Annotated in this window: 26 protein-coding genes; 11 read left to right on the forward strand and 15 right to left on the reverse strand. The window is 60.5% G+C overall.

Features of this window, described 5'->3' with window-relative positions:
- Positions 1 to 85: 85 nt before the first annotated feature.
- The 6 genes from hemA to BK665_RS29900 all read left to right on the forward strand — a co-directional run bounded on the left by hemA (position 86) and on the right by BK665_RS29900 (position 5458).
- Entirely contained in the window at positions 86 to 1372 is a 1287-nt protein-coding gene (hemA, locus tag BK665_RS29875) for a glutamyl-tRNA reductase (protein ID WP_123410098.1), read from the forward strand.
- The gene (gene prfA / locus BK665_RS29880) at positions 1369 to 2451 is read left to right on the forward strand and encodes a peptide chain release factor 1 (RefSeq protein ID WP_123410099.1); all 1083 of its coding nucleotides are present in this window, start codon (positions 1369 to 1371) and stop codon (positions 2449 to 2451) included. The genes hemA and prfA overlap by 4 nt, the downstream gene beginning before the upstream one ends.
- On the forward strand, positions 2452 to 3282 hold the full coding sequence (gene prmC / locus BK665_RS29885) for a peptide chain release factor N(5)-glutamine methyltransferase (protein WP_123410100.1): 831 nt from the start codon (positions 2452 to 2454) through the stop codon (positions 3280 to 3282). It begins immediately after the preceding gene.
- On the forward strand, positions 3276 to 4031 hold the full coding sequence (locus BK665_RS29890) for a molybdopterin-synthase adenylyltransferase MoeB (protein WP_123410101.1): 756 nt from the start codon (positions 3276 to 3278) through the stop codon (positions 4029 to 4031). The genes prmC and BK665_RS29890 overlap by 7 nt, the downstream gene beginning before the upstream one ends.
- Positions 4024 to 4815, forward strand: coding sequence for a glutamate racemase (gene murI / locus BK665_RS29895; protein ID WP_123410102.1), 792 nt, complete (start codon positions 4024 to 4026; stop codon positions 4813 to 4815). The genes BK665_RS29890 and murI overlap by 8 nt, the downstream gene beginning before the upstream one ends.
- 124 nt (positions 4816 to 4939) lie before the next feature.
- Positions 4940 to 5458, forward strand: a complete 519-nt coding sequence (locus BK665_RS29900; protein ID WP_123410103.1) for an acyloxyacyl hydrolase — start codon at positions 4940 to 4942, stop codon at positions 5456 to 5458.
- A gap of 182 nt (positions 5459 to 5640) precedes the next feature.
- Here the strand turns inward: BK665_RS29900 and BK665_RS29905 are convergent, their stop codons facing one another.
- From BK665_RS29905 to BK665_RS29960, 12 genes are all read right to left on the reverse strand, one after another.
- Positions 5641 to 5946 carry a YkgJ family cysteine cluster protein gene (locus BK665_RS29905; RefSeq protein WP_123410104.1) on the reverse strand — a complete coding sequence of 102 codons (306 nt, stop codon included), beginning with the start codon at positions 5944 to 5946 and terminating at the stop codon, positions 5641 to 5643.
- 53 nt (positions 5947 to 5999) lie between these two features.
- Positions 6000 to 6503 (reverse strand): DUF2878 domain-containing protein, encoded by a 504-nt coding sequence (locus tag BK665_RS29910; RefSeq protein ID WP_123410105.1) that lies wholly within the window; start codon positions 6501 to 6503, stop codon positions 6000 to 6002.
- Positions 6496 to 7767 carry an SAM-dependent methyltransferase gene (locus tag BK665_RS29915; RefSeq protein ID WP_123410106.1) on the reverse strand — a complete coding sequence of 424 codons (1272 nt, stop codon included), beginning with the start codon at positions 7765 to 7767 and terminating at the stop codon, positions 6496 to 6498. The genes BK665_RS29910 and BK665_RS29915 overlap by 8 nt, the downstream gene beginning before the upstream one ends.
- Complete coding sequence (locus BK665_RS29920) at positions 7754 to 8569, reverse strand: DUF1365 domain-containing protein (RefSeq protein ID WP_123410107.1); 816 nt, start codon at positions 8567 to 8569, stop codon at positions 7754 to 7756. The genes BK665_RS29915 and BK665_RS29920 overlap by 14 nt, the downstream gene beginning before the upstream one ends.
- Entirely contained in the window at positions 8566 to 9813 is a 1248-nt protein-coding gene (locus BK665_RS29925; protein WP_123410108.1) for an NAD(P)/FAD-dependent oxidoreductase, read from the reverse strand. Before BK665_RS29925 ends, BK665_RS29920 begins: the two co-directional genes overlap by 4 nt.
- On the reverse strand, positions 9810 to 10592 hold the full coding sequence (locus BK665_RS29930) for an SDR family NAD(P)-dependent oxidoreductase (RefSeq protein ID WP_123410109.1): 783 nt from the start codon (positions 10590 to 10592) through the stop codon (positions 9810 to 9812). Before BK665_RS29930 ends, BK665_RS29925 begins: the two co-directional genes overlap by 4 nt.
- Positions 10589 to 11011 carry a nuclear transport factor 2 family protein gene (locus BK665_RS29935; RefSeq protein WP_123410110.1) on the reverse strand — a complete coding sequence of 141 codons (423 nt, stop codon included), beginning with the start codon at positions 11009 to 11011 and terminating at the stop codon, positions 10589 to 10591. The genes BK665_RS29930 and BK665_RS29935 overlap by 4 nt, the downstream gene beginning before the upstream one ends.
- Positions 11004 to 12449: a deoxyribodipyrimidine photo-lyase gene (gene phrB, locus BK665_RS29940; protein WP_123410353.1), complete on the reverse strand. Its 1446-nt coding sequence runs from the start codon at positions 12447 to 12449 to the stop codon at positions 11004 to 11006. Before phrB ends, BK665_RS29935 begins: the two co-directional genes overlap by 8 nt.
- 20 nt (positions 12450 to 12469) lie before the next feature.
- Entirely contained in the window at positions 12470 to 13411 is a 942-nt protein-coding gene (locus BK665_RS29945) for a MerR family transcriptional regulator (protein ID WP_123410111.1), read from the reverse strand.
- Positions 13412 to 14371, reverse strand: coding sequence for a YbgA family protein (locus BK665_RS29950; protein ID WP_123410112.1), 960 nt, complete (start codon positions 14369 to 14371; stop codon positions 13412 to 13414).
- 218 nt (positions 14372 to 14589) lie between these two features.
- Positions 14590 to 14805, reverse strand: a complete 216-nt coding sequence (locus BK665_RS29955) for a TIGR02450 family Trp-rich protein (RefSeq protein WP_123410113.1) — start codon at positions 14803 to 14805, stop codon at positions 14590 to 14592.
- Positions 14802 to 15788: an NAD(P)/FAD-dependent oxidoreductase gene (locus BK665_RS29960; RefSeq protein WP_123410114.1), complete on the reverse strand. Its 987-nt coding sequence runs from the start codon at positions 15786 to 15788 to the stop codon at positions 14802 to 14804. Before BK665_RS29960 ends, BK665_RS29955 begins: the two co-directional genes overlap by 4 nt.
- A 196-nt stretch (positions 15789 to 15984) precedes the next feature.
- Here BK665_RS29960 and BK665_RS29965 point away from each other — a divergent pair, with 196 nt between their 5' ends.
- A complete protein-coding gene (locus BK665_RS29965; RefSeq protein WP_123410115.1) occupies positions 15985 to 16887 on the forward strand; it encodes a TIGR01777 family oxidoreductase in 903 nt (300 codons plus the stop codon).
- Positions 16888 to 16900: 13 nt separating this feature from the next.
- On the forward strand, positions 16901 to 17926 hold the full coding sequence (hemH, locus tag BK665_RS29970; RefSeq protein WP_123410116.1) for a ferrochelatase: 1026 nt from the start codon (positions 16901 to 16903) through the stop codon (positions 17924 to 17926).
- A gap of 118 nt (positions 17927 to 18044) precedes the next feature.
- Here hemH and BK665_RS29975 read toward each other — a convergent pair whose 3' ends face one another.
- On the reverse strand, positions 18045 to 19319 hold the full coding sequence (locus BK665_RS29975; RefSeq protein WP_054613540.1) for a uracil-xanthine permease family protein: 1275 nt from the start codon (positions 19317 to 19319) through the stop codon (positions 18045 to 18047).
- A 2-nt stretch (positions 19320 to 19321) separates the two neighbouring features.
- Positions 19322 to 19960 (reverse strand): uracil phosphoribosyltransferase, encoded by a 639-nt coding sequence (gene upp / locus BK665_RS29980; protein WP_123410117.1) that lies wholly within the window; start codon positions 19958 to 19960, stop codon positions 19322 to 19324.
- A gap of 163 nt (positions 19961 to 20123) precedes the next feature.
- Between upp and BK665_RS29985 the strand changes: the two genes are divergently transcribed.
- The 3 genes from BK665_RS29985 (at position 20124) to BK665_RS30000 (ending at position 21698) form a co-directional block, all read left to right on the forward strand.
- The gene (locus tag BK665_RS29985; RefSeq protein ID WP_010458232.1) at positions 20124 to 20681 is read left to right on the forward strand and encodes a hypoxanthine-guanine phosphoribosyltransferase; all 558 of its coding nucleotides are present in this window, start codon (positions 20124 to 20126) and stop codon (positions 20679 to 20681) included.
- 180 nt (positions 20682 to 20861) lie between these two features.
- Positions 20862 to 21347 carry a hypothetical protein gene (locus BK665_RS29995; protein ID WP_123410119.1) on the forward strand — a complete coding sequence of 162 codons (486 nt, stop codon included), beginning with the start codon at positions 20862 to 20864 and terminating at the stop codon, positions 21345 to 21347.
- Positions 21348 to 21410: 63 nt separating this feature from the next.
- Entirely contained in the window at positions 21411 to 21698 is a 288-nt protein-coding gene (locus BK665_RS30000; RefSeq protein WP_123410120.1) for a PA4642 family protein, read from the forward strand.
- A 197-nt stretch (positions 21699 to 21895) separates the two neighbouring features.
- On the opposite strand, the gene mqo is transcribed toward BK665_RS30000, so the two are convergent.
- Positions 21896 to 23404, reverse strand: coding sequence for a malate dehydrogenase (quinone) (gene mqo, locus BK665_RS30005; RefSeq protein WP_123410121.1), 1509 nt, complete (start codon positions 23402 to 23404; stop codon positions 21896 to 21898).
- Positions 23405 to 23806 lie beyond the last annotated feature (402 nt).

The following is a 23806-nucleotide window of genomic DNA, read 5'->3' on the forward strand; positions in this document are numbered from 1 at the left end:
GATTGGGACAATAGTCGGCGGTAGTTGTTCTGTCTGTGTCGAAGTAGGACAATTGCCGGCTTCACGTCACTATCAGCGACCTTGAATGGCCTTTCTTGCACTCGGTATTAACCACAAGACTGCTTCAGTAGACGTCCGCGAGCGCGTGGCCTTTACCCCTGAGCAGTTGGTGGAGGCCTTGCAACAGCTCTGCCGACTCACCGACAGCCGCGAAGCTGCGATCCTTTCCACCTGCAATCGCAGTGAGCTTTATATAGAGCAGGACCACCTTTCGGCGGACATCATCCTGCGCTGGCTGGCCGATTATCATCATTTAAGCCTCGATGAGCTGCGCGCGAGCGCTTATGTGCACGAAGATGATGCGGCAGTTCGTCACATGATGCGGGTCGCCTCCGGGCTCGATTCGCTGGTGTTGGGCGAACCGCAGATTCTCGGCCAGATGAAATCGGCTTACGCCGTGGCCCGGGAGGCCGGCACCATAGGTCCGCTGCTCGGAAGGCTGTTCCAGGCAACCTTCAATGCCGCCAAACAAGTGCGCACCGACACCGCCATCGGTGAAAACCCGGTGTCCGTGGCGTTTGCCGCGGTCAGCCTGGCGAAACAGATTTTCAGCGACTTGCAACGCAGCCAGGCCTTGTTGATCGGTGCCGGCGAGACCATCACCCTGGTCGCCCGTCATCTGCATGAGCTGGGGGTCAAGCGCATCGTCGTCGCCAACCGCACCCTGGAGCGCGCCAGTATTCTGGCCGAACAGTTCGGCGCCCACGCGGTGCTGCTGTCGGATATCCCGGCCGAGCTGGTGCGCAGCGACATCGTCATCAGTTCCACCGCCAGCCAATTGCCGATCCTGGGTAAAGGCGCGGTGGAAAGTGCTCTGAAGCTGCGCAAGCACAAGCCGATCTTCATGGTGGACATTGCCGTCCCGCGGGATATCGAGCCTGAAGTCGGCGAGCTGGACGACGTTTACCTCTATAGCGTCGACGATCTTCACGAAGTGGTCGCTGAAAACCTTAAGAGTCGCCAAGGCGCTGCCCAAGCGGCGGAAGAGATGGTGTCGATTGGCGCCGACGATTTCATGGTGCGCCTGCGCGAGCTGGCGGCGGTGGATGTGCTCAAGGCCTACCGCCAGCAAAGCGAGCGCATGCGTGACGAAGAATTGCAAAAGGCCCAGCGCATGCTGGCCAACGGCAGCAGCGCCGAAGACGTGCTGGTGCAACTGGCCCGTGGCTTGACCAACAAACTGCTGCACGCCCCAAGCGTGCAGTTGAAAAAATTGACTGCCGAAGGCCGCCTCGATGCGCTGGCCATGGCCCAGGAACTCTTTGCCCTCGGTGAGGGCTCGTCGGATAGCTCGGATAAAAAACCGCAATGAAAGCGTCACTGCTCAATAAGCTGGACATCCTCCAGGACCGGTTCGAGGAATTGACCGCTCTGCTTGGCGATGGCGAAGTCATTTCCGACCAGACCAAATTCCGCGCCTATTCCAAGGAATACGCGGAGGTCGAACCGATCGTCGACACCTATAAACAGTTGCTCAAAGTGCAGGGCGACCTCGAAGGTGCCCAGGCATTGCTCAAGGACAGCGACCCGGACATGCGCGAAATGGCCGTGGAAGAAGTGCGCGAGGCCAAAGAGCAACTGATCGAAATCGAAGCCCGGCTGCAGCGCATGCTGCTGCCCAAGGACCCGAACGACGGGCGCAACGTGTTCCTCGAAATCCGCGCCGGCACCGGCGGCGACGAGGCGGCGATCTTCTCCGGCGACCTGTTCCGCATGTACTCCCGTTACGCCGAGCGGCGTGGCTGGCGGGTGGAGATCCTCTCGGAGAACATCGGCGAACACGGCGGTTTCAAGGAAGTCATCGCCCGGGTCGAAGGCGATAACGTCTACGGCAAGTTGAAATTCGAATCCGGCGCCCACCGTGTGCAACGGGTTCCGGCGACTGAATCCCAGGGTCGCATCCACACCTCGGCATGCACCGTGGCGGTGTTGCCCGAGCCGGACGAGCAGGAAGCCATCGAGATCAACCCGGCGGATATACGGGTCGATACCTACAAATCCTCCGGCGCCGGTGGCCAGCACGTCAACAAGACCGACTCGGCGATCCGCATCACGCACTTGCCCACCGGTATTGTCGTGGAGTGCCAGGAAGAACGTTCCCAGCACAAGAACCGCGCCCGGGCGATGTCCTGGCTGTCGGCCAAGCTCAACGACCAGCAGACCACCGCCGCAGCGAATGCCATCGCCAGCGAGCGTAAACTGCTGGTGGGTTCGGGGGATCGCTCCGAGCGGATCCGCACCTACAACTTTGCCCAGGGCCGGGTTACCGACCACCGGGTCAACCTGACGCTGTATTCCCTCGACGAAATCCTCGCCGGGGGCGTCGATGCTGTGATCGAGCCGTTGTTGGCCGAATACCAGGCCGACCAATTGGCGGCGATAGGTGAATAAATGACGATCATTGCCAGTTTGTTGCGTGCTGCCGACCTGCCCGACTCGCCGACGGCGCGCCTGGATGCCGAGCTGTTGCTGGCCGCTGCGTTGGGCAAGAGCCGCAGCTTTTTGCACACCTGGCCCGAGCGCATCGTGCCCAGCGAAGCGGCGCTGACCTTTGCCGAGTATCTGCAACGGCGTCGCGGCGGCGAGCCGGTGGCCTACATTCTGGGCCAGCAAGGTTTCTGGAAACTTGATCTGGAAGTCGCGCCGCACACGCTGATCCCGCGCCCGGACACCGAGCTGCTGGTGGAAGCGGCGCTGGAACTGTTGTCCGCGACACCGGCCAGGGTCCTCGACCTCGGCACCGGCAGCGGCGCAATTGCCTTGGCCCTGGCCAGCGAGCGTCCGGCGTGGAAAGTCACCGCCGTGGACCGCGTGCTCGAAGCCGTGGCGTTGGCCGAACGCAATCGCCAACGCCTGCACCTGAACAACGCCACGGTGCTGAGCAGTCATTGGTTCAGCGCCCTGGAAGGCCAGCGTTTTCAACTGATCATCAGCAACCCGCCGTACATTGCTTCGGCGGATCCGCATCTGGTGGAAGGCGATGTGCGTTTCGAGCCGGCCAGCGCGTTGGTTGCCGGTGTCGACGGGCTCGACGATCTGCGCTTTATCGTCGCCCAGGCACCGGATTACCTCGAAGCCGGCGGCTGGTTGATGCTGGAACACGGTTACGACCAAGCCGAGGCGGTGCGGGATTTGCTGCTGACCCGTGGTTTTGAAGAGGTTCACAGCCGCACCGATCTGGGCGGTCATCAACGGATCAGCCTGGGGCGCCTGCCGTGCTGAATGATCAGGAATTGTTGCGCTACAGCCGACAGATTCTGTTGCAACACGTCGACATCGACGGTCAATTGCGGCTCAAGGAAAGCCGTGTGCTGATCGTCGGCCTCGGCGGTCTCGGTTCGCCGGTGGCGCTGTACCTGGCGGCGGCCGGGGTTGGCGAGCTGCATCTGGCGGACTTCGATACGGTCGACCTGACCAACCTGCAACGCCAGATTATTCACGACACCGACAGCGTCGGCGTGAGCAAGGTCGATTCGGCGATCCGCCGTTTGAGCGCGATCAACCCCGAGATTCAACTGGTCGCCCACCGTGCGGCGCTGGACGAAGATTCCCTGGCCGCTGCCGTGGCGGCGGTGGATCTGGTGCTCGACTGCTCCGACAATTTCTCCACCCGCGAGGCGGTCAATGTTGCGTGCGTGATGGCGCGCAAACCCTTGGTCAGCGGCGCGGCGATTCGACTGGAAGGGCAGTTGTCGGTGTTTGATCCGCGACGTGCTGAAAGTCCGTGCTACCACTGTTTATACGGGCACGGCAGCGAAGCCGAACTGACGTGCAGCGAAGCCGGGGTGATCGGTCCGCTGGTGGGCCTGGTCGGCAGCCTGCAAGCCCTCGAAGCGTTGAAGTTGCTGGCCGGTTTCGGCGAGCCATTGGTGGGGCGCCTGTTGTTGATCGATGCCTTGGGCACGCGCTTCCGCGAATTGCGGGTCAAGCGTGATCCGGGTTGCAGCGTCTGTGGTACGGCCCATGCGTGAAGCGCCGATTGGCGTGTTCGACTCCGGCGTCGGTGGCCTTTCGGTGCTGGCCGAGATCCAGCGTTTGCTGCCCAACGAGTCGCTGCTGTACGTCGCCGATTGCGGGAATATTCCCTACGGCGAGAAAACCCCGGCCTTCATCCAGCAACGCTGCAGCGCCATCGCCGACTTCTTCCAGCAGCAGGGCGCCAAGGCCTTGGTACTGGCCTGCAACACTGCCACCGTCGCTGGCGTGGCCAATCTGCGTCGGGATTATCCTGAGTGGCCCATCGTCGGCATGGAGCCGGCGGTCAAACCGGCCGCCGCCGCCACCCGCAGTGGCGTGGTCGGCGTCCTCGCCACCACCGGCACATTGCAGAGCGCCAAGTTCGCCGCGTTACTCGACCGTTTTGCCACGGATGTGCGTGTGATTACCCAGCCTTGCCCCGGCCTGGTGGAGCTGATTGAAAGCGGCGATCTGCACAGCGCCACCCTGCGCCAGTTGCTCCAGAGTTACGTCGAACCGCTGCTGGCCGCAGGCGCCGATACGATAATCCTCGGCTGCACGCATTACCCCTTTCTAAAGCCGTTGCTTAGGCAGATGATCCCGGAGGACATCAGCTTGATCGACACCGGCGCCGCTGTGGCACGGCAACTTCAGCGTCTGTTGGCCGAGCGTGAATTACTGGCGCAAGGTCCGGTTCGAGCCGCGCAGTTCTGGACCAGCGCCGATCCGGAACATTTTAGAAATATCCTGCCGGTACTGTGGAATTCGGCTGGCATTGTGCAAAGCTTCAAATACTAGAAAAAAAGGCTGGGGCAAGCGGGTAATTGGGGTGAACTTCTGATTAAACGTCGAATTCTATAGCTGTGTCTGTGAGCTGCAAAAAAGAATCCACACGAAATCGTTCCGGAAAAGGAAGTTTCTAATGAAGCGACTATTCTGCTTGGCCGCGATTGCGGCCGCACTAATGGGGCAAAGTTTGGCTGCGCAAGCGGCAGGGGTCGAGTTCGGGGTGGGCGCCACCAGCGACTCGACCATGACCTACCGATTGGGCATGCAATTCGATTGGGACAAGAGCTGGCTGCAAAGTGATGTCGGTCGAGTGACCGGTTATTGGAGCGGCGCCTATACCTATTGGGAAGGCGACAAGACGTCGGGCACCAGCAGCCTGTCGTTCTCTCCGGTGTTTGTTTACGAGTTTGCCGGGCAAAACGTCAAACCTTACGTAGAAGCCGGGATCGGTGTGGCGTTGTTCTCCAATACCAAACTGGAAGACAACAACATTGGCCAGGCCTTTCAATTCGAAGACCGTTTCGGCTTCGGCCTGCGCTTTGCCGGCGGGCATGAAGTCGGGATCCGGGCGACGCACTACTCCAATGCCGGGCTGAACAGCAACAACGACGGTGTGGAAAGCTACGCGTTGCACTACACGATGCCGTTGTAACGTCAAAAGCTTCGCGGGCAAGCCTCGCTCCTACAGGATTGGTGTCGATCATGAAAACGACGAAATCCTGTAGGAGCGAGGCTTGCCCGCGAAAGCGATTTAACATTCAACCTCTAAGTTGACTGTCAGTTCGCCTTCGCGAGCAAGCCCGCTCCCACATGGGATCTTCATCGGTTTCGGTATTAGCGATACACCGAAACAATCCCCTGCCGTTCCTCCAGGCATTCCGGGGAACCGGTCTCGAACTCCCGGCAGATCAGCGGGCGTTTTTCGTAGATGGTGCACATCATCGTGTTGCGATCCAGCGCCGCGCACCAGCCGTCATCCAGGCGCAACATTACTTCCCCGCCCCAGTCATCGGTGTCGATAAAACGTTCGGGCACGCCGGTTTCCGTGATCAGCATGACTTCGAGCTGGCAGCAACAGGCTGAGCAGGTCGAGCAAGTGACCGCCGGTTCGGCGATTTGCTTATGGGGGATGGTTTTCATGGGGCGCAGTGTAAGCCAGTGGACCGTTGCTGTGTGAAAGCCCGGACGGACGCTCAGTCCTGGTGATTCGTCGCCAGGCGCTGTGCCATGAAGTGCAGCACAGGAAACAGTAGCGCCCAGAGCAGGCCGATGCCCAATAGCGTCGGCACTTGGCCGTAGGGAAAATGCACCCCCGCCAACTGACTGCCGGCGTAATACGACAGCGGCCCGCCGATGGCTCCCAACACGCTGGCCAGCCACCATGGGGTGGCGCTCCACATCAGGCAATGGCGCAACGTGGTCGCGAGCAACGCCCACAGCAGCATCAGCCACAGCGGGATCAACGGCGCGACATCGGTGAAGTCGAACACCCCCAGCCAGCGCAATGAACTGTCGACCGTGGTGCCGAGCAACACCACGCTGAGGATCAGCCGGCCTTCATCGACCCAACGACTTATCCACAGCAGATGAATCACCAGCGCCGCCAGTGCCACGAGCAACCACAGGCTGTTGCCGCCCACCACGCAGGCGAACCAGCCGAGCTGGAACAGTGCCGCATTGGCCAGGCGTTCAAGCATCGAAACGGCCGAGCAGTGGCGCAGGCATCGCCGCCGGTTTGGCCAGCAGCAATTGCGCGGTGCCGATGGTGCGCTCCAGGAAGCCACCCTCGCAGTAGCACAGATAAAACTCCCACAGCCGCAAAAAGTATTCGTCGTAGCCCAATTCGCTCAAACGACCGTGGGCGCGGCGAAAATTCTCATGCCACAGACGCAGGGTGCGGGCGTAGTGCAGGCCGAAATCTTCCATGTGCAGCAGGTTCATGTCGGTGTCGCGGCTGACGATCTCCAGCATCTTCTGCACACAGGGCAAGGCGCCACCGGGGAAGATGTAGCGCTGGATAAAGTCGACACTGGTCTTGGCCTGTTCGTAGCGCTGGTCACGGATGGTGATCGCCTGCAACAGCATCAAGCCGTTGCTCTTGAGCAGTTGCGCGCATTGCTTGAAGTAGGTCGGCAGGAAACGATGGCCCACCGCTTCGATCATCTCGATGGAAACCAGTTTGTCGTACTTACCGCTGAGGTCGCGATAATCCGACAGCAACAAGGTGACCTGATCCCGCAGACCCAGGGCTTCGATCCGCTGTGCGGTAAAAGCGTACTGTTCTTTGGAGAGCGTGGTGGTGGTGACCTTGCAGCCGTAGTTCTGCGCGGCGTACAGCGCCATGCTGCCCCAACCGGTGCCGATTTCCAGCAGGTGATCGCCGGGTTGCAGGTCGAGCTTCTGGCAGATCCGTTGCAGCTTGTTCAACTGCGCCTGTTCCAGGGTGTCGTCGGGGCTGAGGAATTGCGCCGCCGAATACATCATGGTCGGGTCGAGAAACTGTTCGAACAGGTCGTTGCCCAGGTCGTAGTGGGCGGCGATGTTTTTCTGCGAGCCCTTGCGCGTATTCCGGTTGAGCCAATGCAGACCTTGCACGAGCGGCCGCCCGAGTTTGGCCAGGCCACCCTCCAGCGCATCCAGCACCTCAAGGTTGCTGACGAACACCCGGACCACCGCCGTCAGGTCCGGCGAAGTCCAGTAGCCGTGGATAAACGCCTCGCCGGCGCCTATCGAACCGTTGCTCGCCACCAGTCCCCACACTGCGGCATCCAGAATCTGAATCTCCCCCAGCAGATGATCGCCAGGCGTGCCGAAGACGTGTCGTTCGCCATCTTCGACGACCACCAGTTGCCCATGCTTGAGGTGCGACAATTGCCGCAACACGCCCCGACGCAGCAGCGAGCCTGACAAGCCGTTGGTGCTGAGCAGATTGGCTTTGGCCGAAACGCTAGAGGATTTCATGGCGGCGATCCTGTGGAGGGACGATGGCGGTTTGAAAGCTGCCATCGGCAGCTCGGTGAGCAAAAATCGGTGTGCGCTTGAGCAGCAGGCGCAGGGCCTGCCAATAGATCGCCAGGCAGGTTTTCGCGGTCATCCACGGGAAGCGCCGCAAGTACCGGTGCACACTTGCGCGGTCCAGCGTGACCCGTTGCAGGTTGAGCGTGGCGTCGAACAGTTTCAGTTCACCCTGCCAGTCCGCCATGTGCACGCCGAGCTTTTGCGCGGCGGGGCTGAAGCTCATGCGGTATTCCAGGTCCGGGGGCAGGAACGGCGAGACATGAAACGCCTTGGCCACGGCGAAATGCTGATGTTGGCTTTCAAGCCCCGCGACCGAACGGGCCGGCAACACGTAGTGATAACGCTCGCGCCACGGGGTGTTGGTGACTTCGCAGAGAATCGCCGCCAGTTGACCGTCGGCTTCGTGGCAATAGAAAAAACTCACCGGGTTGAACGACAGGCCCCAACTGCGGGCCTGGGTCAGCAGGCAGACCGAACCCTGGGGCTCATGACCGATGGCGTGGCCGACCTGCTGGCGCACCGCGTCGATCAAACGCATGCCGGTGGCGGTGAAGGCTTTGAGGTAGTCGCCCTCGCGAAACGAGAACGGCGCGAAGCGGCTGCGCCCCGATAGAGGTGACAAGCCGAGCACTGCGTCCTGTTCATCAAGGTCCAGGTACAGCAAACCGATCCGGTAGCGGAATTCATGGCGCCGGGGCGCGAATCGCCGATGGGCAATCCAGCCGCTGTAGAGGGCGCTGTTCACAGCACTTCACCGAACGACCGGGCCACGCGCAAGGCGCTGACCACCCCGTCTTCGTGAAAGCCGCTGGCCCAATAGGCGCCGCAATAATAAGTGTGCAGCGCGCCGTCCAGTTCTTCCCAGCGTTGCTGCGCGGCCACGGCTTTGAGGCTGTACTGCGGATGGGCGTAGGTGTATTTGGCGAGCACCTTGGACGGGCTGATGCCGGCGCTCTGGTTGAGGCTGACGCAGAATGTGGTGTCGCTGTGGATGCCTTGCAGGATGTTCATGTCGTAAGTGACGGCGGGCAAGGTGTGCCCGGCACCGTTGAGGCGATAATTCCAACTGGCCCAGGCGAGTTTGCGCGAGGGCAGCAGGCGGGTGTCGGTGTGCAAGACCACTTCATTGTCGGCGTAGGGCAGGGCGCCGAGGATCGATTGTTCAGCATCGCTGGGGTTGGCCAGCAGCTTCAACGCCTGATCGCTGTGGCAGGCGAACACCACTTTGTCGAAACGCTCGCTGCCGGCGGGGCTGTGGATAACCACGCCATCGGCATCGCGCTCGACCCGGGTCACCGGGCAGTTGAGACGAATCCTGTCTTTGAACGAGGCTGTCAGCGGCGCGATGTAAGCACTCGAGCCGCCCTCGATCACACACCATTGCGGACGATTGCTGACCGAGAGCAAACCGTGGTTCTTGAAAAACCGCACGAAGAACTGCAACGGGAAACCGAGCATGTCGGCCATGGACATCGACCAGATCGCCGCGCCCATGGGCACGATGTAATGCAGGATAAAGCGCTCGCCGTAGCCGCCCGCCTTGAGGTATTGATCAAGGGTGGTGTCAGCGCTGATCCGCTGTTCTTCAAGATCGCGCAGGGCTTCTTTGTTGAAGCGCAGGATGTCGCGCAACATGCCCCAGAACCCCGGCGACAGCAGGTTGCGTCGCTGGGCGAACAGGCTGTTGAAGTTGTTGCCGTTGTACTCGAGGCCAGAGTCCGGGTCGGTGACCGAGAAACTCATTTCAGTGGCTTTGAAGCCCACGCCTAGCTGATTCAGCAAGCGTATGAAATTCGGGTAGGTCCAGTCGTTGAACACAATAAAACCGGTGTCCACGGCATAGCGCTGGTCATCGACGGTCACCTCCACGGTGTGGGTGTGCCCGCCGACCCAATCGCCGGCCTCGAACAGGGTGATCTCGTGGCTGCGATTGAGCAGGTAGGCGCTGGTGAGCCCCGAGATACCGCTGCCGATAATGGCGATGTTCACGGTTGATCCTTGATCGGCGGATTGCTGCGCACCATGCGTTTGCCAATGGCCAGTTTGACCCGGGCCGGCATCTTCGACAGTGGCCACAGGGCGGCCATGAACAGCGCCGGGAAAGCGATTTCCAGTGGCCGGTTCTTGAGCTTGGCGAAGATGTGCCGCGCAGCTTTATCCACAGGCCAACTGAGGGGCATCGGGAAATCGTTTTTCGCCGTCAGCGGTGTGTCGACAAAACCTGGGCTGACCACCGTGACTTCGATGCCTTCCGGCGCCAGGTCGATGCGCAACGATTCGAACAGGTAACGCAACCCGGCCTTGGACGCGCCATAGGCTTCCGCCCGGGGCAGCGGCAGGTAGGTCACCGAACTGGCGACCCCTACCAGATGCGGCGCGATGCCTTTGCGCAACAACGGCAGGGCCGCTTCGATGCAATAACTGCTGGCCAGCAGATTGGTGCGTACCACGTGCTCGACAATCGACGCATCGAACTGCTTGGCATCCACGTATTCGCAGGTGCCGGCGTTGAGGATCACCGTGTCCAGCGAGCCCCAATCCTCGGCGATCCGTTCGCCGATTTCGCGCACGGTCTGGCTGTTGGTCAGGTCCCCGGCGACCACCATCACTTGCCCCGGATAACGCTGGGACAGGATTTTCAGTGGCACCAGCGAGCGCGAACTGACCGCCAGGTGCGCCCCGGTTTTCAATATTTCTTCGGCCAGCGCGGCACCAATACCGCTGCTGGCTCCCGTTAACCAGTATCGACGTGGAGTTGTAAAGCTCATCCCATTCTCCTTTTCAGCCAGGCAATCGCCCGGCCCAATACGGGTAAATGTTCATAAAGCAGTGCCCCGGCATCGAAATAATCCCGATGGCGATAAACCTTGTCGCGCCACAGCAGATGCGAGCAGCCATCGACCCGAATCACTCGGCCACCGGCCAGGCGCGGATGGCGGTAGCTCATGACCCAGCGCAAGTAACCTTCGCCTTCGCAAATCTGGTCAAAACCGTGAAAGTCGAAACGCAGTTCGCTGACGTTGGCGTAGAGCTCTTCAAAGTAACTGCGCAGTTGCACCAGGCCCTGCACCTCATGCAGCGGATCGGTGAACTGCACGTCATGGGTGTAGAGCTGGTTGAGGCGTTGCAGGTTGTCTTTATTCAAGTCGCCGAACTGCCGGGCGAAGCGCTGCAGGAAATCACTCATACCCACCTCCGGCGTTTTGTCGCGATGGCAGGTTCTTGAACGCGGCCAGGGCGCGCTCGCGCGACTTGCCAAGATTGACGATGGGCGATGGGTAATCTGCAACGCCGAACAACCCGCCGACGTTCGCCGGGTTGTGCACTTCTTTTTTATTCAGCCCCGCCAGTTCCGGCAGCCAGTGCTTGATGAACACACCTTCGGCGTCGAATTTTTCCGACTGGCTCAGCGGGTTGAAAATACGGAAGTAGGGCGCCGAATCGGTGCCGGTGGACGAGCTCCACTGCCAGCCGCCGTTGTTCGCCGCCAGGTCGCCGTCGATCAGGTGCTGCATGAAAAAGCGTTCGCCTTCGCGCCAGTCGATCAGCAGGTTCTTGGTCAGGAACATCGCCACCACCATGCGCAAGCGGTTGTGCATCCAGCCTGTTTCCAGCAGTTGGCGCATGGCCGCGTCGATGATCGGCAGGCCGGTGCGCGCTTCTTTCCACGCCGCGAGTTCGTCCGGCGCCTCGCGCCAGGCCAGGGCTTCGGTTTCCGGGCGGAAGGCGCGGTGACGCGAGACCCGTGGGTAGCCCACGAGGATATGTTTATAGAATTCGCGCCACAGCAGTTCGTTGATCCAGGTGACCGCGCCGACCTTGCCGCTTTCGAATTCGCCCTGATTGCTTTGCAGGGCGGTGTGCAGGCATTGGCGGGGGGAAATCACCCCGGCGGCGAGATAGGCCGAAAGTTGACTGGTGCCGGGCTTGGCCGGGAAGTCGCGTTCGCTCTGGTAGTAGTCAATTTGTGCGTCGGCAAAGGTGTCGAGGCGGCGTCGGGCTTCGGCTTCACCGGCAGGCCACAGGCTGATCAAGCTGTCTGTGGGCGTTGCAAAACCTTGGACACTGGCAGGGATTTCATCGCTGTCGAGGTGCAGCGGCGCTTGAATACCGGGAGCGCTCACCAGTTTGGGCAGCGAATAGCGCAGCCGGTCGTAGCAGACTTTGCGGAACTGGCTGAACACCTGGAAATACGTGCCGGTCTTGGTCAGCACCGTGCCTGGGGTGAATAGCAGTTGATCGAGGTAGCTGTGAAACTCGATGCCCGCCGCCTTCAGGGTTTGGGCCACCGCCTGATCTCGGCGGGTTTCATTGATGCCGTATTCCTCGTTGACGTGCACTGCACCGATCTTCAACTGCCGGCACAGTTCGAGCAGCACCTGGGGCGCGTTATCCCAGCGCGGCGCCTTGCGAATCAGCAAGGGAATATTGAGTTTGGCCAGCGCCAGGCTCAGTTTGCGCAGGTTGCGCAGCCAGAAATCCACCTTGCACGGTGCGTCGTCATGTTCCAGCCATTGTTCCGGGCTCAACAGATACACCGCCACACTCGGGCCACGCGCGGCAGCGGCCGAGAGGGCGGTGTTGTCGTGTAGGCGCAAGTCGCTGCGCAGCCAGATCAATTGCATGGTGGTGTCCGTGCTCGACATTAAATAAGCCCACGCTGAACCAGGTCCTGATGCGCCGACAACGGGTCTTCGGCCAGGAACAAATCAGCGATCTCGTTAGTTCTTACGGACAGCTCGGCGTGGTGGATGCATACCGTTGGTCCGACAATTATTTTTGGGCAACTGACGCCGTTCAAAAGTTTCGGCAACTGCGCCAGGTTCATGGCTTTGCTGGAATACAGCAGTACGCCACGGGCCTGCAGGTGTTCGACCGCCAGGGCGAGTTCGCCCGCCGGTAATGGCCAATCGAACACTTCCACCGGGCAATCGGCACTGCTGATCAGCCAGGCGGTGAGCCACAGGTGGGGTTCCAGGGGTAAATCCGAGTGATTGATCAACAGCAGCGGCGCGGCGCGCAACTGACGGTTGTTATGGTAGATGCGCGCACCGAATTTGCTGCGTAGCCAGGAATAAAAGAACACCCGCTCCATCTGCGCGCCGAACTGGCCCTGCCAGCGTTGCTCCAGCTCGGTCAATAAAGGCATCAGCAGTTGTTCGCACAAGGTCCGGGGCGGGTACAGCGCCATGGCCTGATTGACGGTGTCGTCCAGGCTGCGTTCGCTCAACTGCGCGACCGCTTGCAGCAGGGTGTTGCGCAGCAGTTGCCAATCGTTCTCCACCGATTCGGTAAAGCCCTGGGGCGTGTCGAGCAGTTGCTTGACCTGGCTGACGGCCACACCGCGATTGAGCCAGGTGAGGATCGTCAAAATCCGCTGCACGTGTTCGGCCGAGAACAATCGGTGCCCCTTGGGCGTGCGTTGCGGCACGATCAACCCATAGCGCCGTTCCCAGGCACGCAGGGTGATCGCGTTGACCCCGGTCTGGCGCGCCACTTCACGAATCGGCAGCCAGCCTTCGTCCAGGGCTTTCTTGAAGTCGGCGCCGAGGTCTTCGCGGGCGCTGGTGTCGGGCGTGTCGTTCATTTAGATCGCATTTCGCAGGCTGAGGTTTTCCGGGTGCGGCTGCAGGTAAACCTGCTGCGCAATGTACGGATCCGGGTGTTGGCGAAAGAAATGCTTGAGCAGCGTCAACGGCACCACCAGCGGCACGATGCCGTGGCGGTATTGGCCGATCACATGCTGCATTTCCTGTTTGTCTTCAGTGCTGATGGCCTGCTTGAGATAACCGCTGATGTGCTGCAAGACATTGGTGTGGGTGCGGCGCGTGGCGCATTTTTTCAGCGCCTCCATCAGCTCGCTGAAATAGCGTGGGCCGAGTTCCCTGGGGTCGGTCTGGCCCATGTTGCCCAGCAGGTTGCCCAGGGTTTTGTATTGCACCGGGTGGTGCGCCATCAGCAGGTATTTGTAGCGTGAGTGGAAGTCGATGAGGTTGCGGCGGGTCAGGCCTTGCGCGAGCAATTGCTGCCAGTCGTTGTAGGCGAACACCCGGGTCAGGAAGTTTTCCCGCAGCACCGGGTCATTGAGACGACCGTCTTCTTCCACCGGCAGATTCGGGTGCTGTTCGCAGAACGCCTGGGCGTAGATGCCGCGCCCGCCGCCGTCCACCGGGGCGCCGTTGGCGTGGTAGACCTTGACCCGCAGCAGGCCGCAGGACGGCGATTTCTGCATGAAGATGTAGCCGCAGATGTCGCTCAGTTCGGCGGCCATTTGACGGCCGTACTCAGCGAGCGGCTGGGTGACGTTGATCTCGCGGTTCACCGTGCCGACGGCTTCGGGACGCTCGGGGTCGCCCACCAGGCGAATCGGTTCGCGGGGAATACCGAGCCCGATCGCGACTTCAGGGCACACCGGGACGAAATCGAAATAGTCGGTGAGGGTGCGACTGCACAGCCGCGATTCTTTGTGCCCGCCGTTAAAACGCACTTCGGCACCCATCAAGCAGGCGCTGATCGCGATTTTCGGTTTGGCGGGAGCGATGGACATCGAAGCACCTCGAATCTAAACCTGTACAGAGCATCGACTCTGTACAACATAATCCTCATCATAGATTCGAAGCTGTACAAGTCAAATTATTTGTATAGGTTTTTGAGGCGCTCGCGATTTTCATGTGGGAGCGGGCTTGCTCGCGAACAGGGCATGGCAGTCAATACATGTGTGCTGACCCACCGCCTTCGCGAGCAAGCCCGCTCCCACAGGGGGATTTACTTCCAGCCCAATAGCCAGGTGTTGCTGTCTTTCAGGATTTGCCAATTGATGCGCTCACTGCGTTGAGTCAGCACCGCCTGCAACTCGACCGCCAGCACCGTGCCGTCTTCATCACGGAACAGTTCGGTCACCAGAAAATGTTTTTCGCGGTTTTTCGGCTGGGCTGCTGTCCACTTCGACAGCAGCAATTTACCCGGATTGAGGCGGTTCACTGCAAGTGCGCGTGCAAGCGGCGGGCGGCTTCCTGGCCACTGAGCCAGGCCCCTTCGACACGACCGGACAGGCACCAGTCGCCACACACATACAGGCCCAGGTCGGCATCGGCCAACACACCCCATTCATGGCTGCTGGCAGGCCGGGCGTAGAGCCAGCGGTGAGCGAGGCTGAAGGTCGGGGCGGGCATGGCGCTGTGCAGCAACTCGGCGAAGGCACCGTGCAGTTGCTCGATCACCGCTTCCTTGGACAGGTCGATGTGTTGTCGGCTCCAGGCGCTGGTGGCGTGCAGTACCCAGGTGTCGAGGGTGTTGTCGCGTCCGGGTTTGCTGCGGTTGCGGGCCAGCCAGTCGAGGGGGCTGTCCTGCACGAAGCAACCTTCCATAGGCGTATCCAGCGGTGTGTCGAACGCCAGGGCGATGGCCCAGGTGGGGTCCATTTTGACCCCGGCGGCGGCACCCGCGAGTTTCGGCGCGGAGGCCAGCAATGCGGTCGCCTGGGGCGCCGGCGTAGCGATGACCACATGACTGAATGGGCCATGAGTGAAGCCTTCGGCATCCTGCAAATGCCAGTGCTCTTCACCGCGATAGACCTCGGTGATGCGGCAGGCGAATTGCACTTCAAGATCCCCCAGCAGTGCGCGGGTGATGGCGCTCATTCGTGGCGTGCCGACCCAGCGTGTCTGCTCGTCCGGCGACAGGTTAAGCTGGCCGCCCTGGAAGGTGTAGAGCAGCGGCGTCCATTCGGCGACCCAGCCATTGGCTTGCCAGCGCTGCACTTCGGTGACGAAGCGCCGGTCCCGGGCCGTGAAATACTGCGCACCCATGTCCAGAGCACCGGCGTCACTGCGCTTGCTCGACATGCGTCCGCCGCTGCCACGGCTTTTGTCGAAAAGTTGAACGACATGCCCGGCCTCCGTCAGGGCCTGGGCGGCTGAGAGTCCGGCGATGCCGGTGCCGATGATTGCGATAGGTACAGTCATAGGGGCCTCGTTTACCTTTCTGTACAGACTACGCCGTGGATTAAACCTGTACAATATTGTTTTTTGGTATAACTTTTAGCGTTCTCGTTCTGGCAGCTTGGCCTATTGTTAAACACAGAGCCTGCCTGATACCAAAGATCCCTGCTTATAAAAATAGACTAGTGATCACGGTAAAACGCCACGCGAGGAAGAACTCATGCACATATTGCTGACCGGCGGTACTGGTTTGATAGGACGTCAGCTCTGCCATTACTGGTTGAGTCAGGGACATCGCTTGACGGTGTGGAGTCGTTCCCCGGAAAAAGTCGCGAAAATCTGTGGTGCTCAAGTGCGCGGCATTGCCCGTCTCGAAGACCTCGGCGAGGAACCGCTCGACGCGGTTGTCAACCTGGCGGGCGCCCCCATTGGCGATCGTTGGTGGACCACTCGGCGTAAGGCATTGCTGTGGAGCAGCCGCATCAGCCTGACCGAATCCCTGGTGGCGTGGCTCGAAACCCGCCAGCAAAAACCCCAGGTGCTGATCTCCGGTTCGGCGGTGGGCTGGTATGGCGATGGGGGCGAGCGTGAGTTGACTGAAGACTCACCACCGGTGATCGATGATTTCGCCAGCCAGTTGTGCATCGCCTGGGAGGAAACCGCCCAGCGTGCCGAGGCCTTGGGTATTCGGGTGATCCTGGTGCGCACCGGGTTGGTGGTGTCGGCGGAGGGTGGCTTTTTGTCGCGGCTGTTGCTGCCGTTCAAACTGGGGCTGGGCGGCCCGATCGGCAACGGTCGGCAGTGGATGCCGTGGATTCATATCAAGGATCAAATCGCCCTGATTGATTTTCTTCTGCATCGCATTGACGCCAGCGGTCCATATAATGCCTGCGCGCCGAAACCGGTGCGTAATCGCCACTTTGCCAAGACGTTGGGCAGCGTGTTGCACCGCCCGGCGTTCATGCCCATGCCGGCCCTGGCGTTGAAGGTCGGTCTGGGCGAAATGTCGTTGTTGTTGCTGGGCGGCCAGAAAGCCGTGCCGGCGCGCTTGCTGGAAGCGGGTTTCACGTTCCAGTTCACTGATTTACGCGCGGCCCTGGACGATCTCTCCAGCCGCCTCTGAAATAGGACGTTGCATGACCGATCACGCGTTGCTTCTGGTCAACCTGGGCTCACCGGCCTCCACCTCGGTGGCGGATGTGCGCAGCTACCTCAATCAATTTCTGATGGACCCGTATGTGATCGACCTGCCATGGCCGGTACGACGCTTGTTGGTGTCGCTGATCCTGTTCAAGCGCCCGGAGCAGTCAGCCCACGCCTACGCCTCGATCTGGTGGGAGGAGGGCTCGCCGCTGGTGGTGCTGAGCAAACGTCTGCAACAGGCCATGACCACCCAGTGGAGCCACGGCCCCGTCGAACTGGCAATGCGTTATGGCGAGCCGTCGATTGAATCGAAATTGCTGCAACTGGTTGCGCAAGGCCGCAGGCGCATCACCCTTGCACCGCTTTATCCACAGTTCGCCGACAGCACCGTGACCACGGTGATCGAAGAAGCCCGGCGCGTGGTGCGGGAGAAGAAACTCGATGTGCAGTTGTCGATTCTGCAACCGTTCTACGATCAGCCGGAATACCTCGACGCGCTGGTGGCCAGCGCCAAGCCGTATCTTGCGCAGGATTACGATCACCTGCTGCTGAGCTTCCACGGTTTGCCGGAACGGCACCTGACCAAACTCGACCCGACCGGTAAGCATTGCTTCAAGAACGAAGACTGCTGCAAGAACGCTTCGCCGGCGGTATTGGCGACTTGCTACCGCGCCCAATGCTTGCGCACGGCGGCTGAATTTGCCAAGCGCATGGGCTTGCCGGAGGGCAAGTGGTCGGTGTCTTTCCAGTCGCGACTGGGCCGGGCCAAGTGGATCGAACCCTACACCGAAGCCCGCCTCGATGAGTTGGGCAAAAGTGGGGCGAAGAAGATTCTGGTGATGTGCCCGGCGTTCGTCGCCGATTGCATCGAGACCCTGGAAGAGATCGGGGATCGTGGGCTGGAGCAGTTCCGCGAAGCGGGAGGAGAGGAGTTGGTGCTGGTGCCGTGCCTCAACGATGATCCGCAGTGGGCGAAGGCGTTGAGTGCGTTGTGCGAGAGGGCGCCGTTGGCCCTGTAATGATCGTTCCCACGCTCCGCGTGGGAATGCAGCCCGGGACGCTCTGCGTCCCATTGGAACGCGGAGCGTCCCTTGAGGCATTCCCACGCAGAGCGTGGGAACGATCAGACTTCAGCCATTACAACAACGGCTCATCCGCCTTCTTGTGCTTCCAGCTGTCATTGCCCGGCAGCAACAGGTTCAGCGCAATCGCCACCACCGCGCACAGTGCGATGCCTTTGAGGCCAAAGTCGTCTGGCCCCGTGCCGGTGCCGACCAGCACACCGCCAATCCCGAACACCAAGGTCACCGAGACAATCACCAGATTGCGCGCCTCGCCCAGGTCGATCTTGTGGCGGATCAGCGTGTTCATGCCCACCGCCGCAATCGAACCGAACAACAGACACAGAATCCCGCCCATCACTGGCACCGGAATGCTTTGCAGCAGCGCGCCAAATTTGCCGACGAACGCCAGGCTGATGGCGAAGATCGCCGCCCAGGTCATGATTTTCGGGTTGTAGTTCTTGGTCAGCATCACCGCGCCGGTCACTTCGGCGTAGGTGGTGTTGGGCGGACCGCCAAACAGGCCGGCAGCGGTGGTGGCAATGCCATCGCCGAGCAGGGTGCGGTGCAGACCGGGTTTCTTCAGGTAATCGCGACCGGTCACGCTACCGACCGCAATCACGCCGCCGATGTGCTCGATGGCCGGGGCCAGCGCCACCGGAACGATGAACAGAATCGCCTGCCAGTTGAACTCCGGCGCGGTGAAGTGCGGAATCGCGAACCACGGTGCGGCGGCAATCTTCGCCGTGTCGACCACGCCGAAATAGAAGGCCATGGCAAAACCGACCAGTACGCCGGAGATGATCGGCACCAGGCGGAAAATGCCTTTACCGAATACAGCGACGATCAGCGTGGTCAGCAGCGCCGGCATCGAGATCAGCATGGCAGTCTGGTAATGAATCAGTTCCGAGCCGTCGCCAGCCTTGCCCATCGCCATGTTGGCGGCAATCGGCGCCATGGCCAGGCCGATGGAGATGATCACCGGACCAATCACCACCGGTGGCAGCAAACGGTCGATAAAACCGGTGCCTTTGATCTTCACGGCAAGGCCCAGGAAGGTGTAGACGAAACCCGCCGCCATCACGCCGCCCATGGTCGCCGCGAGGCCGAACTGGCCCTTGGCGAGAATGATCGGGGTGATGAAGGCAAAGCTCGACGCCAGGAACACCGGCACCTGACGCCCGGTGACGATCTGGAACAGAATCGTCCCAAGACCGGCGGTGAACAGCGCCACGTTCGGATCGAGGCCGGTAATCAGCGGCATCAACACCAGGGCGCCGAACGCCACGAACAGCATCTGTGCACCCGACAGCACCGTGCGCCAGAGCGGATCGTTGAACTCATCCTGCATGCTCAAGCGTCCTTCTGCTTGGTGCCGAAGATCTTGTCACCGGCATCGCCCAGGCCCGGGATGATGTAACCGTGCTCGTTCAAGCGTTCATCAATGGAGGCGGTGTAGATCATCACGTCCGGGTGCGCCTTCTCCACGGCGGCGATGCCTTCGGGGGCGGCGACCAGAACCATGGCGCGGATGTCCCGGCAACCGGCCTTTTTCAGCAGGTCGATGGTCGCAACCATGGAGCTGCCGGTGGCGAGCATCGGGTCGATGATCATCGCCAGGCGTTCGTTGATTTCCGGAACCAGTTTTTCCAGGTAGGTGTGGGCCTGCAGGGTTTCTTCGTTGCGGGCCACGCCTACGGCGCTGACTTTGGCACCCGGGATCAGGCTCAGCACGCCTTCGAGCATGCCGATACCGGCGCGCAGGATCGGCACCACGGTAATCTTCTTGCCGGCGATTTTTTCAACCGACACCGTGCCGGCCCAACCTTCGATATCGTAGGTTTCGAGCGGCAGGTCTTTGGTAGCTTCATAGGTCAGCAGGGCACCGACTTCCTGAGCAAGCTCACGGAAATTCTTCGTGCTAATGTCTGCGCGGCGCATAAGGCCAAGTTTATGACGGATCAGCGGATGGCGGATCTCTTGGATGGGCATGGGGAAAGGCTCCGGCGGCGGGCAAAAAAACCGGCCTAGATTAATCTATCCGAGGGTGTTGTCCTATAGACATAAGGTACGTTAGTCCACAAACGCTTGATTCGGCCGGTCGGGATGCGTACCTTTGCCCGCTTTTCCCGAATCCGTCCCCCTGGAGAGCGCCATGTCCGCTGATCTCGAGCATATCCGTCAAATCATGCGAGAGGCTGACTGCCTGTACACCGAAGCTGAAGTCGAGGCGGCCATCGCCCGCGTCGGTGCACACATCAACGAACAACTGGCCGATACCAACCCGGTGGTGTTCTGTGTGATGAACGGCGGGCTGATTTTCGCCGGCAAGCTGCTCACCCATCTGCACTTCCCGCTGGAAGCGTCCTACCTGCACGCCACCCGCTATCGCAACGAAACCAGCGGCGGCGACCTGTTCTGGAAAGCCAAGCCGGAAGTCTCGTTCCTCGACCGCGACGTGCTGATCATCGACGACATCCTCGATGAAGGTCACACCCTGGGCGCGATCATCGACTACTGCAAACACGCCGGCGCACGCAAAGTGCACACCGCCGTGCTGATCGACAAAGACCACGACCGCAAGGCTCGCCCGGACCTCAAAGCCGATTTCGTCGGTTTGCCATGCATCGACCGTTACATCTTCGGCTACGGCATGGACTACAAGGGTTACTGGCGTAACGCTAACGGGATTTTTGCCGTTAAAGGCATGTAACTCCCCGCGCCAATCCCCTGTGGGAGCGGGCTTGCTCGCGAAAGCGGTGTGTCAGTTGCATTAATGTTGACTGGCAAAACGCATTCGCGAGCAAGCCCGCTCCCACAATGGTTCGGTGTTCTGTAATCCACTTTTGTATACCCCATGCTAGAGTTCTCGGCCCCGACTCCGGAGCCTGTCATGAGCCTTTTGATCCGCAGCTGCGCAGCCCTGTTGCTGACCCTCAGCCTGCCCCTGTGCGCCGCCCCGGCGCCGATGCATGCGCAGTTCCTGCCGCCGGACGACCTGACCCTGCGTGACGCCGAACCGGAGCAGCAACAACTGCTGCAGGTCACCGATTATTCGGTGGTGGTGGGTAGCCAGCGCCAGTCGACCCAGCAACCGATCCCGGTGACGTCACCGCTGCTGATCCGCCTCAAGGGCAAATCCCTGAACAAGGGCGCGACCATCACTCAGGTGCTGGTCAATTTCGATGGCGAAAGCAAAAGCCTGAAAAAGCCGATCTACGACGAACAGAGTAAAACGCTGACGCTGTTTTACCCGGTCGCTCAATATCGGGTGGTGATCGATTTGCTGCGTAACGACACGGTGTATTGCCAGTTCCTCAGCTACGCCAACGGCCATGTCTGGGCCGATCTGCACACTGGCGGTGTTCGAGCGCGTTGAGCCTTGCGCCCGGAGGGGGGTAAACTGCCCGCCCCGTGAAATGTCTGCGAGCTGGAGTCGGCAATGCGTAAAGATAAGAAGCAAGTGATTGGTGACGAGATCGGCGATGAGCAGATCAAACTGTTTCTCGATTTTGAGCCGGTCGACGCCACTTCGCCCTCCCTGCACAAACTGATCAAGGCCTATCGCGGCCTGCGGATCGATGACTTCGAGCGATTCCTGGCGTTCTTCGTCGAGGCCGGTTTCGACCTGGACGGCAAGGATGAGCACGGCAATGATTTTGTCGCGGTGATCAAGGATCAGCGCAATGCGGCCGAGTACATCGAGTTGATTGCCAAGGCTCGCGGTTAATTCCAGATACACCGGTTGTTTGTGCTGGCCCCTTCGCGAGCAAGCCCACTCCCACATTAGACCGCGATCCACTGTGGGAGCGGGCTTGCTCGCGAAGAGGCCGGCACAAACACTGATGATCTTGGATCATCCGTTTCACCGGCCATAAAAAAACGCCCCGCTCTCACTGAGAACGGGGCGTTTTTTGCGGGGCCGAATCAAGCGTAGCTTTCGGTCTCGTTACTGGCTTCAACCAGTTCCAGGGCGACGTTGTTGTGCGCATTGATCTTGCGATACAGCGCCGCGTCGGTTTCCAGGACTTTTTCCCGGGCCGGGAAGATTTCCGCCAGTTTCGCTGCCCACTCACCGGACGCTTTGTTCGGGAAGCATTTCTCGATCAGCTCCAGCATGATCGAAACGGTCACCGAAGCACCTGGCGAAGCGCCGAGCAGTGCTGCCAAAGAACCGTCCTTGGCCGCGACCAGTTCGGTGCCGAACTGCAGAACGCCGCCCTTTTTCGGGTCTTTCTTGATGATCTGCACCCGTTGGCCAGCCACTTCCAGGCGCCAGTCTTCGGCTTTCGCTTGCGGGTAGAAGCGACGCAGGGATTCCAGGCGTTGCTCCATCGACTGCATCACTTCGCTGACCAGGTACTTGGTCAGGTCCATGTTGTTTTTTGCCACGGCCAGCATCGGGCCGATGTTGCCGGCGCGAACCGACAGCGGCAGGTCCATGAAGGAGCCGTGCTTGAGGAACTTGGTGGTGAAACCGGCGTACGGCCCGAACAGCAGGGACTTGTTGCCATCGACCACGCGGGTGTCCAGGTGCGGCACGGACATCGGTGGCGAACCTACTGCAGCCTGGCTGTAGACCTTGGCCTGGTGATGCTTGACCACTTCCGGGTTGTCGCAACGCAGCCACTGGCCGCTGATCGGGAAGCCGCCGAAGCCTTTGCTTTCTTCAATGCCCGAGGCTTGCAGCAATGGCAATGCCGCGCCGCCCGCGCCGAGGAAGACGAACTTGGCGTCGACTTCACGGGTGTTGCCGCTGTTCACGTCCTTGATGCTGACGGTCCAGCCGCCGTTGTTGCGCTTGAGGCCGGTGACGCGCTTGCAGTACTTGACCTGGGCATCGGGTGCGCTGGTCAGGTGCTTGAGCAATTGGTTGGTCAGGGCGCCGAAGTTGACGTCGGTGCCGTTCATCACGCGTGTGGCAGCGAGGACTTCGTCCGGCGAGCGGCCCGGCATCATCAGCGGCATCCACTCGGCCATCTTGGCCTTGTCTTCGGTGTATTCCATGTCGGCGAAGGCGTGGTGCTTGCTCAGCACGTTGAAGCGTGACTTGAGGAAGGACACGCCGCTGTCGCCCTGCACGAAGCTCAGGTGCGGCACCGGGCTGATGAAGGATTTGCACGAGCCGAAGGTGCCTTTCTTGGTCAGGTACGACCAGAACTGCTTCGACACTTCGAACTGGGTGTTGATGTGCACGGCTTTCTTGATGTCGACGGTGCCGTCGGCGGCCTGGGGCGTGTAGTTGAGCTCACACAGCCCGGCGTGACCGGTCCCGGCGTTGTTCCACGGGTTGGAACTCTCCGCGGCACCCGAATCCATCAGCTCGACGACTTCCAGCTTGATCGCGGGGTCGAGCTCTTTGAGCAGTACAGCGAGGGTGGCACTCATGATGCCGGCCCCTACGAGTACTACGTCGACTGCTTCGTTATGCGCCATTTAACGCGTCTCCAAAATCTGCAGCACCAAATTGTCGGCATAGCTGCCAGGAGTGAGGGGCGTGTCAGTGATGCCCCAGTTACCCATGGCCAGGATCGCCATGTCCGAATCTTCGCAATTTTTCGCAACTTCGACGGACGCTACCGGCCGGGCCTATGAGTCCTATGAACTCATTTCAGCACACGACTGGCAATTCGACTTATGGTCGAGACATCCGTTTGTGCAACCAAATCCGTAGCGGACAGGCTTCAGGCTCCGGTATTTGAAGCGTACCCGGTCCTGTGTCGTTGGGCTGTTTCAGACGCTAATGGTGCATGTTCAGACGCAAAACTATTCATTTGCTCGCCACACTCTTGTGAAGTTGTGAAAACCCGTTTTTTTCACGCTCTTTTGAAGACGTGA

The organism is Pseudomonas frederiksbergensis (assembly GCF_003732665.1).
Lineage (GTDB): Bacteria > Pseudomonadota > Gammaproteobacteria > Pseudomonadales > Pseudomonadaceae > Aquipseudomonas > Aquipseudomonas frederiksbergensis_G.